The organism is Microcoleus sp. CAWBG58 (assembly GCF_020883045.1).
Lineage (GTDB): Bacteria > Cyanobacteriota > Cyanobacteriia > Cyanobacteriales > Microcoleaceae > Microcoleus.
Window position 1 is genome coordinate 19,003 of the sequence record NZ_JAHRFA010000018.1, and the last position, 13,388, is coordinate 32,390.

The following is a 13,388-nucleotide window of genomic DNA, read 5'->3' on the forward strand; positions in this document are numbered from 1 at the left end:
GAGCAAACACATATTTCGATTAAACTAAGATAGCAACCAGTTAAGCAAATCCACCTAATAAAACTCAAAACATGGCTCGCCCTCAAGCTTGTTGTGTATATCTTTTTCCCTCTTCCCTCTTCCCTCTTCCCTCTTCCCTCTACTTAACAACCGGGTAAACAATGTCAGCAGCCACACGCACACCGCAAGTCAGCGTAATTATAGCAGCATACAACGGATCTCGATACATCGTCCAAGCAGTAGAAAGCGTGTTGTGCCAAACTTTTACAGATTTAGAAATTATCGTTGTAGACGACGGTTCGACAGACGAGACACATCAGGTATTGCAGCCTTATTTTGACCGAATTCGCTACGTATATCAACAAAATGCCGGAGTAGCAGCAGCCCGCAATCGAGGAATTCAAGAAGCCAAAGGCGAATTCATCGCTTTTTTAGATCAAGATGACTTCTTTTGGCCCGATAAATTAGCAGCACAAATATCCCTATTTCGCCAGCAACCATCCTTAGGCATAGTTAACAGCGGCTGGCGCATTGTCAACCAGCAAGGCGAGAAAATTTCCGATATCAAAGCTTGGGAATACTTCCCCAAATTGAACTTAGAAACTTGGATAGTACAAATGCCCGTACTTCCCAGTGCCATGATGTTTTCACGCCAGTGGCTGGAACTTGCAGGCGGATTTAATTCAGAATTTGATTCAGTAGACGATTCAGATTTAGTCCTGCGTTTAGCCCTCTTGGGTTGCCAAGCAGCATGGCTGCCTCAAGTGACAGTATCCTACCGCCAGCACGATCAAAATGTATCCATAAAAAAAGCTCTCAAACAAGCCAATCTTTTTATTACCTTAAAACAGCAATTTTTCGCCAAACCAGATTTACCGCAGCACATCCGCGAATTAGAAAATCCGGCTTTTTACGAAGCATTGACTTGGATGGCTTGGCAATTGTACTATAGTAACCATCCAGTAGAGGCGGTTAAATTTTTCCAAAAATCTATCCAGTACAGTCCTTATCCTCTAAGGCCAACAGTCACAGATTGGCAGAAGCGTCTGAGTGCGATCGCTCAAACTTACGGAGTTATCATCGATTTTCAATCATTAAGAAACTTACCAGAATGGAAAAAAATAATGGCTAGCATATCTACCTCAAAAACACCGCGAGTCAGCGTAATCATCCCGGCATACAACTGCGAACGCTACATTGCTAGAGCTGTGGAGAGCGCTGTAAATCAAACTTACGAAAACTGGGAAATCATCGTCGTAGATGACGGTTCTACAGACAATACGAGGCAAACTTTAGAGCCGTACCGCGATGTAATTCAGTACGTATATCAAGAAAATCAAGGAGCAGCAAAAGCTCGAAATCGCGCTTGCGAACTTGCCAAAGGAGAATTTTTGGCCTTTCTGGATGCCGACGACTTTTTCCTGCCAGAAAAACTCGCCAAACAAATTGCTTGTTTTGAAGCTGACCCCTCTTTAGGGATGGTACAAAACGGCTGGTTGATGGTTGATGAAACCGGAAAAGACATCTACCCAGTCATGCCTTGGGAAGATACACCCAACTTAGATTTAGAAAGCTTTGTCCTGCACAAAAGCGTGCGTCCCAGTGCAATGATGGTGCGGCGCGAGTGGTGGGAACGTCTGGGCGGTTTTGACCATCGCTTTCCGCCAACAGAAGATTTAGATTTTGCTTTGCGTTTGGGTTTAAAAGGCTGCAAATGTGCGTGGTTAAAAGAGATATTAACCTGCTACCGCCAGCACGATAGCAATCTCATGTCCGGCGGGGAAAAAGTGATGAAAAGCATGGAAATTGTAATGGAGCAATTCTTCACCCAACCCAATTTGCCCGATCGCATACGCCAATTACACAAGGCAGAACGCTACAAGTCTTTAGTGTGGATAGCGTGGCGGATGTACCACGATGGATATTTGCCAGAGATGGTCGAGTGTTTGAAAAAATCTCTCTACTATACTCCTTATAATGGCACAGAAACAGTTTTTAAATGGTTGGAAACTTTTAGAGTTTCTTCGGAAAAATACACGAACAACTTTGATGCCTATGCCTTAACCAATTTAAAAGAATGGCAAGACATGGTGGCGGAGGCAGTCAACAATACCTATCAACTTAAATTAGAACCCAGTTCAATTGGCCGCAAACTTGCACCGCACGTACTCGTCTACGCAGAAGACCACGGAATCGGCGGTTTGGCGCAGTTTAACCACTCGCTGCTTTGCAAATTAGCAGGCGACGGCTACCGAGTTACTAGCGTGCAAACTCAAGCTTCTAATCCTTTAATTACTGAACAACAACAACTAGGTATCGAGCATATTTGGCTGGAGTTCGATACGATGAGGGAGTTTTTGCGAATTGCCTACAATTGTAGCGATGCTGAAAGAATTTACGCGGAAGCTAAACCGGATTTAATTATATTTAGCGATGGCTGGCCGATGGCAAATTTTGCTGCGAAACAAGTTGCACTCAAACAGAACATACCTTATGTAATTACTCTCGGTTATATCGATCGCACTTATCAACATTTTAACCGCGGCGATCAAATTCCCTATTTCGATGCAGTCTCCTACCAGTACAACTTGGCTAAATCGGTGATAGCTGTTTCCCACGAGAATTTAAACTTGTTTAAGAGTTTGTTCAAAATGCCTCGGGAATGGGGGAAAGTAATTTATTACGGCAGGCCGAACAATTACTTTGAACCGCCCAATCTCTCAACCCGCCAACGCCTGCGTCAAGAACAAGGGATTCCCGAAGAGGCTGTGGTTTGTTTCACGGCGGCGAGACTGACTCCAATTAAAGGATATCAGTATCAATTGCAGGCGATCGCCAAACTGAAAAATCTCCCAATTTGGCCGCAAATTTACTTTGTTTGGGCGGGCCCCGGTTCCACCACCCACGACAACATGGAACCGGAATTGAGAGCAACTGTCAGCGAATTAGGAGTCACCGAACAAGTTAAATTTATCGGCCAGCGGTGGGATGTTGCCGATTGGTTGGATGCCAGCGACATCTTTATTTTATCATCCAAAGCAGAGGGAATGCCCCTAGCAGTGATGGAAGCAATGGCGAAGGGATTGCCCGTAATTGCCACAGCAGTCAGCGGTATTCCCGAAGAGTTGGGAGATAGCGGAAAGTTAATTGCGGATCCGACAATAGATTCGCAACAGACTGTACAAGAGTTAGCCGAAACGGTAGAATTATGGGCCCAAAATCCCGAATTGCGGAGGCTGGCAGGACAAGCTTGCAAACAGCGGGCCGAAGAGCTTTTCAAGGAAGAACGGATGCTGTTAGAATACTCAGAAATTGTCACCGAAGTCTTGTCTGCTAGTGGGAATCGAGACCAATTTGCGATCGCCCCCAAAGTCCAAAAGCAGATCGAAAAAGTTGACAGTATGCTCCATTACTATTATCTAGTATGGCAGGCTTGGCAAGCTTGGGAGCGCGGGGATATGTCCGGGATGGTGGAGAAGTTGCAGTCAGCTTGGAAATGCACGCCATTGTTGACAAGCGAAACTATCTTGAGTTGGATTGTAAATTTTGTTGCCTTATCTTCAGAGAAAGGGAGTCAACTCGATACTTGCGCCCTGATTAATTCCGCAGCTTGGCAAGAATTGATGGAATTAGTACAGGGTTTTGAACTTGCCTCGCCTGTTCGTTAAAATTCAAGGTACTAAGATTAGTTCGTAGTGCGGACTTCAGTCCGCAGCTTTTCAGCTTTTTGCGGACTGAAGTCCGCACTACTAACCTTTGTTGTTATTGAAGTCTTTTTCTATTTGCCACCACATACAATATGCAATTCACCTTCAATTTCAAACCAATTAATAAGCTGCTGCCAATTTGCCTAGCTTTAGTAACAATCATGTTAATCGCGTATTTTGGTCAGCAGCCAACGATCGCCCAAATGCGATCGCACGTCACAGTCGATTTTGGACGACCAGCCACCGGTATCACCTCCATGAGCGGCTTCTTGCACGGAATCGACCCCAGCAAACCCCCGGATAGCTCTGTCAAGCCCTTGCAGCCCAAGCTGTGGCGTGTGGGAAGACTCGATGTGTACGATCGAGTAATCGCCAGCGGAGCCGAATTTCAACTATTAGTTAGCGACCTCTGGGGCTACGGTAGCAATCCCAAAGGCTGGCCCTATCAAAATTACCCCGCGTGGGAAGCATTCATCCGACAGTTAGCGCAACAAAATAAAGGCAAAAAAATTATTTGGGATATCTGGAACGAACCAGACTTAGTAAATCCATTTTGGAAGGGCAGCAGAGAACAATTTTTTGAAACTTACAAAAGAGCTTACAAAATCTTGCGGGAAGAATTGGGCCCGTCAGTGATGATTGGCGGGCCGAGCATCAGCACTTACAACAAAGAATATCTCGCGGCTTTTTTGGATTACTGCAAAGCGAATAAACTGGAAGTAAATTTCCTGGCTTGGCACGAACTCAATGATACCATAATTTCATTTGTAGACGATCACGTATTTGATGCTAAACGCAATTATCAACAAAGTGCATTTTACAAGGAACTGAAAATGCAAAAGATTTATGTCAACGAAATTGTCGGAGAATTAGCGCAGTACCAGCCTGGGGAAATTTTAGGTTATTTGTCTAACTTGGAGTATGCAAGAGCGGATGGTGCTTGCAGAGCCTGTTGGGATACAACCGTAGGTAAAAAAGTTAGTAATTGCTTCAACAATACCCTGACTGGGATGGTTGTACCGAATACTTTTGAGCCGAGGGCTGCTTGGTGGACTTACAAAGCTTATGCTGATGGAGTAAATTCGCGGGTGCTTAGCCAGTCAGATCGCGATCGCCTTGTGGCCTTAGCTAGCAAGTCAAATCCCGAAGGTAAAGCACAGGTACTTTTAGGTTATTTCGATCGCAATTATTCCTCAGCCACAACCGTTACCTTGAATCTTCTGAATTTGCAGCAGCTTGGGATTAAAAGCGGTCAAAAAGTTACTCTCAAATTAGAGAAAATTCCTAACAATCTCGAAGCCGCCGTGCAAAAGCTGGTCACAGTTAAAGAAGAAAGTGTTTCGGTTACTGGCAATAACTTGACTTATATTGTTCCTAATGTCAATGTACATGAAGGTTATTTGTTAACTATCAAGCCCTAAATCCCCCCTAGCCCCCCTTAAAAAAGGGGGGGACAAGAACGTTCTCAAAGTCTCCCTTCTTTCACTGTTTCTCCGGCTCTGCCTGGTAACGAGTAGCGAGTAGAACAGAAGTATTCTCAAAGTCCCCCGACCTAAGGGGGATTTAGGGGGATCTGGCCTTGGCGAAAAGTGAGATTTCTCAAATACCTACAAATAGATAGATAGAGTTTATCTGCGATCGGTCAAAGATAGTTGCACAGATTCCAGCCATTCTCTAACTGTTCGATTTTGCGATTGTGGGTCATAGTAACAGCCTAATTCATCGAGGACGAATGTTTCTAAATCTAATTCTGAAATCGGCATTTCTAGCAGTTGAGCGAGTTCTTGCGATGCAGCTTCAATACTTTCGGGGGGTTCGCTGTTCAAGTAGTTGTTGACTGCTTGGCTGGGAGTGTCAGCTTCTAGCGGCCAGTCTTGGTGAAAGTAGGAACTGAAAAATTGGGTTAAATTAGGAAATTGATCGATCATTGGGGATAAGCGGTGAGAATAAAGTATCCGGGAGGTAATTTCTTGCTGCGCTGGAGGACAATTTTTAGGCGAGAGACTGGAGTTGCTTTGGATGAACGGCGGCGCAGGCTAATGCCAATTATTCTGTTGGCGTTGTAGTCGATCGTATAACGATTGCCTCCTTTTTTAACCCAGGAGTCGATCGCACTTTTCTGTTTGTACATTGCTTCCGCAATCGCGGCTTCAGCGATGGAACGGCTAGCAAAGGAAGATGCCGCAGAAATTTCCATTTCTCGTCCGAGTCGCTGTGCTAGTTCTCCTTCTGTTTTACCAACGTGTCTCTCTAAAGTATGCCCTCCTGCGGCTTCGTGAACATCCAATCCGCCGCCCGGTATCTGAGGGACAAAGGCTATGGTGGTTTGTGGTATATTTGAGACCTCCCCTGCAAAAACAGCGCCACCAACAGCGGATGTTGCCGAGTGCAATAAAATTGTAATTGAGGCGATCGCGCAGATTATACCTAAAAATCTTTTTAGGCGATCGAGTTGACTTTTCATTGTTGTTTTTGATGTTCAGTATAGTTGTCTAATGTTTTTGTCTGTTTCCTAGTTTAGCATTAGTGATAGTCCTGGACGCACTGGCTAGAAACCGGGTTTTTTAACGAAAATTATTCGCTCTCACCCACAAATTAGGTGAAAAACCCGGTTTCTTTGAGGTTGATGCGTCCGGGACAGACTGAGTTAGGAATTGCACGCACCATTTAAGTGCGCGATGCACAGTCCGCACCCTACATTGTATTTAGAATAGAATTTTTTTAGGGTTTACAAAGCTTCACTCAATCTGAGAAATTATTAATAATTCTTTGAAAAAATCCCAGATAATTGATGATAGATTAATTGATAAGTTTTCAAAAGGTGAAAAAATGCAAGTAGTCATCCTAGCGGGCGGTCTTGGTACTCGTCTGAGAGAAGAAACAGAATTTCGCCCCAAGCCTTTAGTTGATGTCGGCGGGCGCCCGATTATTTGGCACATCATGAAAATCTACGCCCACTACGGCTTCCAAAACTTCATTGTCTGCTTGGGCTATCGCGGCAACATGATTAAAGAATATTTCCTGAATTATGAAGCCATGAACAATGACTTTACGATATGTCTGGGACGGAAAAATACCATCACTTATCAGCAGGAACATCGCGAACAAAATTTTCATGTAACGCTGGCTGATACTGGTGCAGAAAGCATGACGGGAGGGCGGGTAAAACGGATCGAGAAATATATCGATGGCGAGAATTTCATGGTGACTTATGGTGATGGAGTTGCTGATGTCAATATCGATAAATTGATGGAGTTTCACAAGTCTCACGGTAAGCTGGCAACTGTAACTACATTTCGCCCGATTTCGCGTTTTGGGATTTTGGATGTTGACAGTGAAGGTCAAGTACGAGAATTTGCGGAAAAACCTCAAATAGACGGCTGGATTAGTGTTGGATATATTATATTTAACCGCCGGATATTTGAGTATTTGGGTGGAGATGATTGTGTTTTAGAACAGGAGCCAATGCAACGTTTGGCAGCAGATGGACAGTTGATGGCTTACCGCCATGAAGGATTCTTTTATGCGATGGATACTTATCGGGAATATAAGTATTTAAACGAGATTTGGGATGAAGGTAAGGCTCCTTGGAAAGTTTGGTAGTAAGTGAGTTTTGGGGCGGGCAAAATGCCCGTCCCACAATCATTATAATATACAATAAATATAGCATCGCTCGAAAAGATGAGGTATGTTGTTGGGCTTGAGCCTCCTTAGTCTCAGCGGTTATACAAGCCAGTCATACCTCATCCTTCTGAGAAAGGCTATATAACATCGCTCCCAAATATGAGGTATTAATGTAAATATTTTTTGATGCGATCTCGCTTACTACTATATAATATAAGAGGGCTAAAGCCCAACAACGTACCTCATTTTTTTTGATAATCGGTATATAAAATTAATTATAAAAGATGGATTTTCAAGATATTCTTGATAGCGCGGAAAGTTACCTGAAAGAGTGCGTTGCACCCCGCGCGGAAATTATCGACAGTGACTCGGAAGCGCTGAAAACAGCACTTTTAGGATTGGAAAATCGATCGCTCTTAGCGTTGCGCTTTCCCCAAAAATACGGCGGCGCGGGTATTCCACCGGAGCTTTTTTACCAATATCAGGAATTGACGGCGCGATATTCTGGGGCTTTGTCTTTTCTGCAAACTCAGCACCACAGCGCAACTGCGATGATTGCTGGCAGTGACAATGAAATGCTAAAAGGCAAATACTTGCGCGCGATCGCCCTCCAAGAGTTACGCTTGGGTGTTGGGTTTTCGCATTTGAGGCGATCCTCTTCGAGGGCTTCGCTAACGGGAAATCCGGCAGTCACCGCAACTCCGGTAAAAGATGGCTGTCTGCTGTCGGGGAATGTTCCTTGGATTACTGGTTTTGGCTTGTTTGAAAAGTTTATTGTGGCTGCGGTACTTCCAGACAATCGCGCGGTTTTTGGTTTGCTGCCTTTTGCTAATATGGAACGGGAATCTGGTACAATAGCGGTCAGCGAAATTATGCCGTTAGTCGCGATGAACTCGACTAATACTGTGACTGCAAGTCTCAATAATTGGTTGTTGCACGAATCGGAAATAATTTCGGTTAAAGCTGTCGGTTGGATTGCGGAAAATGACAGCAAAAATATCCTGAATTTTGTGCCGGTTACTTTTGGCTGCATTCGCGCGGGATTGGATGTAATTGCAGCGGCGGCGATAGTTAAAGATTCACCTGCGATCGCAGTGGCTTTCACAAAATTGGAGCAGAAGCTCGATCGGCTAAAACAGCTTTTCCTACAATCTCAACATAGCTCAAAAGCGGAACAATTAGCGCTCCGAGCGGAAGCTATTGATTTGGCGGTGCGGTGCGGGCACGCTGCGGTGGTGGTTTCGGGCGGTGCGGCTAACGGTAGGCTGCACCCGGCTGGAAGAGTTTATCGAGAGGCTTTGGTGTATACTGTTTCCGGGCAAACAAAGGATGTGATGGTAGCTACGCTCGATCGCATTGTCGATTTTTAGGGTGCGTCGGTTAGAGCGATCGACTAATGGCTGATATCCAATCAGGCTGTACCGGAATGATTTAACCACAGAGGGCGCAGAGGACACAGAGAGAGAATAGAGAGATTAATCATTTTTATGAAGAGCAGATTTGATATTACGCACCGTACCATTAATATAACGTGAGTTTTTGTGTCGATGACAAACAACTTTAACTCAAACGGTAACTCAAATAATTTAAAAACGATCGCCTACCGCGACATTATAGACTTAACCCATGCAATTCATCCACAGATTCCCATCTGGCCGGGAGATCCAGCGCCGGAATTTGAAATAGTATCTGAAATAGACAAAAATGGCTATTTCCTGCGAAAATTCTCCATGGGAGAACACAGTGGGACTCATATCAACGCACCGAATACTTTCGATCCAGCAGGTGCGAGTGTTGATAGTTGTGCGCCGCAGTCTCTAGTTTTGCCCGGAATTGCGATCGACCTTCGGGACCAATGTCTTGCCAATCCCGATTACACTTTAACGATAGACGATATATTGAATTGGGAACGCCAGCACAAATTTATTGAACCGGAAAATCTCATTCTATTATATACTGGATGGCAAGCCAAATGGCATGATGGGCGAGCATTTTTCAATCCTGACGAAACCGGAGTTTGCCACTTTCCGGGATTTGGTCGAGCTGCGACTCAATTTTTGCTAGAAGAGCGATCGATCGCGGGAATTGGGATTGACACTCACGGAGTAGATCCGGGACAAGATGCAAGTTTTGCTGTGAATAAAATGGTATTGCAACAGCAACGAATTGTGCTGGAAAATCTGGCAAACCTCCACTTTTTACCTGCGGCAGACTTCACTTTGGCGATCGGAATATTACGCCTTTTGGGAGGTTCCGGTTCGCCCGTATCCGTGTTAGCTTTTGTCGCTTAAGCTGTGGCATATTTGAATTGGATATTTCGGGCCCGCTAAAAGCCTGCCCAGAAGATTTTGATGATTTTTGAAGATTAAAATTTCAATGCTGAGCGTTCTGAATGCGGTAAAATTAGATTGAGAGAAGTCGAGTACGAATAATAAGATTAATGACAGAACTCCCCAACGATCTCAATGATGCGATCGCCCAATCGCGCATTGCCACCGCCGCCGCCCTCTCGGATGGCAAGAATCTCCTGCAAGTCGAATTAGTCTTTCCCGAAATCGCCCTGCAAGCACAATCTATCACCCAACAATTCCTACCAGAATTTGAGGAAAGCCACTCCGGGATGAAAGTCTTTTTTCCCGATGCTGGTGCAGCCGCCCTCGCCCGCCGCGATTGGGGAGAAGTACCTTTTAAAATAAGTGATTTGGGCAGCAGCCGCACTCCAGTTGAAGATAATATAGCACCGGAAGATGAACTGTTTTTGCTGGTGAATCCGGCGGCGGTAGAGGTGTCGCAAGTTGAAAAACTTTATATAGCTGCGGCGGGCCGCCCTGTGATCTTGCTCAACCCGCGCCTCGAAGATGTTGCTACTATAGGTATAGGGTATGCAGGCCGTCAGTTGCGCGATCGATTCCTGAGCAAAATCGAATCCTGCTACTACATCAGACCGCTAGATACGGCGGCTTTATTCCGCTGCTATCCACAACCGTGGCAAGTCTGGCTGGAAATAAAGGACGAATACCAATTAATTTCGGAAACTGCCCAAAAACCTGTGGGAGACGATTTAGAAAGGATTTTAGCGAAAGCTATGGGAATCGCCGATCCGGATTCGACTGCACCGGCAAAACCGCTAAAAAAGAAAGGTTTTTTAGCAGAAATGCAGACTTTTCTCAAGGCTTTGACTCAATAGCATTGTAGAGTGCGTTAGCTAGAGTTATCTTCGATTTGCTCGATCGACTGATGGCTGCCGCATTCTACACCGTCAAATCATTGTTGAGTCAATCTAAAATCGACTGATACCAATTTAATGGGTCGTTGCACATATCCGGATCCCCCTAAATCCCCCTTAAGAAGGGGGACTTTGACTAACTCTTGTCCCCCCCTTATTAAGGGGGGTTAGGGGGGATCGGAATTCTATGTCGCTTCACAGAAAAATGGTATGACTCGGTAGTAGTAATTGCCACAGGACAATTAACAGCGGTTATCAATATCTCTGAAAGATTCACAGGAGAAGGCACTCCCGTGTTTCTAGGGTATCTTTGTACTTCACCGAATAGCAGGGGTTTGAAGCCCCAGCATCAAGGCAGATTGCGATCGGAACGGAGTTTAAATCTCGGTTCTTATCACTTCGCTGTCAACTGTCAACTGTCAACTGTCAACTGTTTAACTATACCAAAAGCTGGGATAACTTCTCAGTGTTGCGATCTGTAACTACGCAAACAAAATTAGGGAACTTTACAAAAAATTTATAAAAGCAGTATAATGGGTGACACCCCTCCTAAGCAAAAGATCGGAGGAAATAGCAGCTAAATCAGATGCTATAGGCTAGTAATTAAGGTTTCGAGTCAGTAAAGCGGATAAACACAGTGGAGCACCGGCGCATTGTTATTGGGGACGTACACGGGCATTACGATGGATTAATGCTTTTGCTAGAGGCACTCGCCCCGAGCTCGGACGATCGCGTATATTTTTTAGGAGACTTAATCGATCGCGGGCCGAAAAGCGCTCAGGTATTAGATTTTGTGCAGCAAAGCCCCTATCAAACGCTGCTGGGAAACCACGAACAACTGATGTTAGATGCTTTGTCGGGGCCCTCGGTAGATATGCGGGCGTGGCAATCTTGGCTGTACAGCGGTGGGGATGCGACTGTCGCCAGTTACAAGGATACGGGGATGATGCCGTACAAACACTTAGACTGGTTGCGATCGCTCCCAACGCATTTAGACTTAGGGGATATCTGGCTGGTGCACGCGGGCGTCCATCCTACCATGCCAATTGACAAACAGTCGATCGAACAATTGTGCTGGATTCGCAAGGAATTTCATGCGATGCCGAAACCGTTTTTTCCCGATAAATTAATTATTACCGGTCACACGATCACGTTTACCTTTGAGGGAGTGAGGCCTGGGGAATTAGTCAGGGGCCAAGGGTGGCTGGATATTGACACGGGGGCTTATCATCCAAAAAGTGGCTGGCTGACTGGATTTGACTTGAGTTATCGCAGAGTTTATCAGGTAAATGTGTTTAACAATCAAGTCCGAATTTTGCCGTTTGATGAAGTTGTCAGACAATTGAAGCCGCAGATTCCACTTCCAAAAGCTCAGTCGAAAGTTCAGTTGAACTCTGTTGTTCAACAGGAAGCTTAAATCCAAACGAAGTTTTTGGAAAAGCTTGACAATCTCTTCTTGAGTCTCTATTGTTTGTAGTAGTGGAAAGCAAGAGTTTTCACGCGGAACTTTGAAAATTGAATAGATTGTGCGATCGCCTGCGGTTGGTTTCATAACTGCAAGCGATTTTAATCTAGATGCGCGATCGGCTGCGGTAGGTTTCATTGCCGCAACTGATTTCGACGCACCTAGGGCGATCGGCGAAACCCTGATTCTTTCGTTGAGGTGCGTCGATCGTTTTTGTAGTCTGGGTTTGGGCGTTTTCAATCCTATGCTTGTTGAAGATGACCCCCCATCTATTGAGAGTGAAAAAACGGTGCGTCGATTTGGCGTCTGGAACGCTTTCTGGGTAAGGGTTTGTAGCCGAACTCTTTCCCAAACGACTTCCCCGCAAGGGGATTGAAACAAAACAATAGGATGCATGGAAATAATCTCCAAAACTCTTTGCCAAACGACTTCCCCGCAAGGGGATTGAAACTCTCTTTTGACTATTCCGTTCGAGCATGCCTTAGTTTTCTTTGCCAAACGACTTCCCCGCAAGGGGATTGAAACACTTAACTCAAAACAGACATGTTTTAGAACAAACCTGTCGACTTTGCCAAACGACTTCCCCGCAAGGGGATTGAAACTTTTCAACCTGTTCTGTAACTTCAGCAACGCAGCTAGCAAATTCTTTGCCAAACGACTTCCCCGCAAGGGGATTGAAACACTCGTTTCCGCCGTTGATTTGTGTCACCGGCATAGAAAACTTTGCCAAACGACTTCCCCGCAAGGGGATTGAAACTTAAATACTTCCAACCGTCACTGCCTATGTAGGCAACTTTGCCAAACGACTTCCCCGCAAGGGGATTGAAACTCCATTTCCGGGTCTTGGAAATGAAGTTGGAGAATTTCTCTTTTCCAAACAACTTCCCCGCAAGGGGATTGAAACGAAACAGTGATTGGAGCCGTATTAACAGAACCACCTGTCTTTTCCAAACAACTTCCCCGCAAGGGGATTGAAACAAAAACTGCTGATCTAACTTAAACAATTCGCCTAAAACTTTCCGAAACGACTTCCCCGCAAGGAGATTGAAACACTCCCTGCTTGTCTCGCCCCACATAAGAGCGAAAAATAACTTGCTTTCCGAAACGACTTCCCCGCAAGGGGATTGAAACCAGAGTTGAAACAGCAACGATCAATGTATCGTTTCCCTTTCCGAAACGACTTCCCCGCAAGGGGATTGAAACACTAACTGGAGCTTTTGACTTTCGCTTTCTTCAACTGCTTTCCGAAACGACTTCCCCGCAAGGGGATTGAAACCTTTGTGGATTGTTTTTCAACCCATTTGAGATATTTTTTTCCGAAACGACTTCCCCGCAAGGGGATTGAAACGAAATATCAATCTTTAAA

The 13,388-nt window shown here is 45.1% G+C and carries 10 protein-coding genes and 1 CRISPR repeat array (1 of these 11 running past the window's edge); of the genes, 8 read left to right on the plus strand and 2 right to left on the minus strand.

The features are described from left to right. Positions 1–161: 161 nt before the first annotated feature. Together QZ918_RS10435 and QZ918_RS10440 are read left to right on the plus strand one after the other, a co-directional pair. Positions 162–3,668, plus strand: a complete 3,507-nt coding sequence (locus QZ918_RS10435) for a glycosyltransferase (RefSeq protein ID WP_293334305.1) — start codon at positions 162–164, stop codon at positions 3,666–3,668. A gap of 131 nt (positions 3,669–3,799) precedes the next feature. Continuing rightward, entirely contained in the window at positions 3,800–5,128 is a 1,329-nt protein-coding gene (locus QZ918_RS10440; RefSeq protein ID WP_293334308.1) for a GH39 family glycosyl hydrolase, read from the plus strand. A gap of 207 nt (positions 5,129–5,335) precedes the next feature. On the opposite strand, the gene QZ918_RS10445 is transcribed toward QZ918_RS10440, so the two are convergent. After that, complete coding sequence (locus QZ918_RS10445) at positions 5,336–5,635, minus strand: contact-dependent growth inhibition system immunity protein (RefSeq protein ID WP_293334311.1); 300 nt, start codon at positions 5,633–5,635, stop codon at positions 5,336–5,338. Then, entirely contained in the window at positions 5,632–6,171 is a 540-nt protein-coding gene (locus QZ918_RS10450) for an RNase A-like domain-containing protein (RefSeq protein WP_293153004.1), read from the minus strand. The genes QZ918_RS10445 and QZ918_RS10450 overlap by 4 nt, the downstream gene beginning before the upstream one ends. A gap of 365 nt (positions 6,172–6,536) precedes the next feature. Between QZ918_RS10450 and rfbF the strand changes: the two genes are divergently transcribed. From rfbF to QZ918_RS10480, 6 genes are all read left to right on the plus strand, one after another. Then, positions 6,537–7,310 (plus strand): glucose-1-phosphate cytidylyltransferase, encoded by a 774-nt coding sequence (gene rfbF / locus QZ918_RS10455; protein WP_293334314.1) that lies wholly within the window; start codon positions 6,537–6,539, stop codon positions 7,308–7,310. Positions 7,311–7,615: 305 nt separating this feature from the next. Next, positions 7,616–8,701 (plus strand): acyl-CoA dehydrogenase family protein, encoded by a 1,086-nt coding sequence (locus QZ918_RS10460; RefSeq protein WP_293334317.1) that lies wholly within the window; start codon positions 7,616–7,618, stop codon positions 8,699–8,701. Positions 8,702–8,878: 177 nt separating this feature from the next. Beyond that, positions 8,879–9,622 carry a cyclase family protein gene (locus QZ918_RS10465; RefSeq protein WP_293334320.1) on the plus strand — a complete coding sequence of 248 codons (744 nt, stop codon included), beginning with the start codon at positions 8,879–8,881 and terminating at the stop codon, positions 9,620–9,622. A gap of 149 nt (positions 9,623–9,771) precedes the next feature. Beyond that, positions 9,772–10,518 carry a DUF1995 family protein gene (locus tag QZ918_RS10470; protein WP_293334323.1) on the plus strand — a complete coding sequence of 249 codons (747 nt, stop codon included), beginning with the start codon at positions 9,772–9,774 and terminating at the stop codon, positions 10,516–10,518. Positions 10,519–10,850: 332 nt separating this feature from the next. Then, positions 10,851–11,039, plus strand: a complete 189-nt coding sequence (locus QZ918_RS10475) for a hypothetical protein (protein ID WP_293334325.1) — start codon at positions 10,851–10,853, stop codon at positions 11,037–11,039. A 155-nt stretch (positions 11,040–11,194) separates the two neighbouring features. After that, positions 11,195–11,974, plus strand: coding sequence for a metallophosphoesterase family protein (locus QZ918_RS10480; protein ID WP_293334328.1), 780 nt, complete (start codon positions 11,195–11,197; stop codon positions 11,972–11,974). Positions 11,975–12,365: 391 nt separating this feature from the next. Next, positions 12,366–13,388: direct repeats of the CRISPR family, unit length 36 nt; unit sequence CTTTGCCAAACGACTTCCCCGCAAGGGGATTGAAAC; it runs 342 nt beyond the window's last position.

Coding starts and splice junctions, on each gene's coding strand:
- QZ918_RS10465 (WP_293334320.1), top strand. CDS start 8,879: ATGACAAACAACTTTAACTCAAACGGTAACTCAAATAATTTAAAAACG.
- QZ918_RS10445 (WP_293334311.1), bottom strand. CDS start 5,635: ATGATCGATCAATTTCCTAATTTAACCCAATTTTTCAGTTCCTACTTT.
- QZ918_RS10470 (WP_293334323.1), top strand. CDS start 9,772: ATGACAGAACTCCCCAACGATCTCAATGATGCGATCGCCCAATCGCGC.
- QZ918_RS10440 (WP_293334308.1), top strand. CDS start 3,800: ATGCAATTCACCTTCAATTTCAAACCAATTAATAAGCTGCTGCCAATT.
- rfbF (WP_293334314.1), top strand. CDS start 6,537: ATGCAAGTAGTCATCCTAGCGGGCGGTCTTGGTACTCGTCTGAGAGAA.
- QZ918_RS10460 (WP_293334317.1), top strand. CDS start 7,616: ATGGATTTTCAAGATATTCTTGATAGCGCGGAAAGTTACCTGAAAGAG.
- QZ918_RS10450 (WP_293153004.1), bottom strand. CDS start 6,171: ATGAAAAGTCAACTCGATCGCCTAAAAAGATTTTTAGGTATAATCTGC.
- QZ918_RS10435 (WP_293334305.1), top strand. CDS start 162: ATGTCAGCAGCCACACGCACACCGCAAGTCAGCGTAATTATAGCAGCA.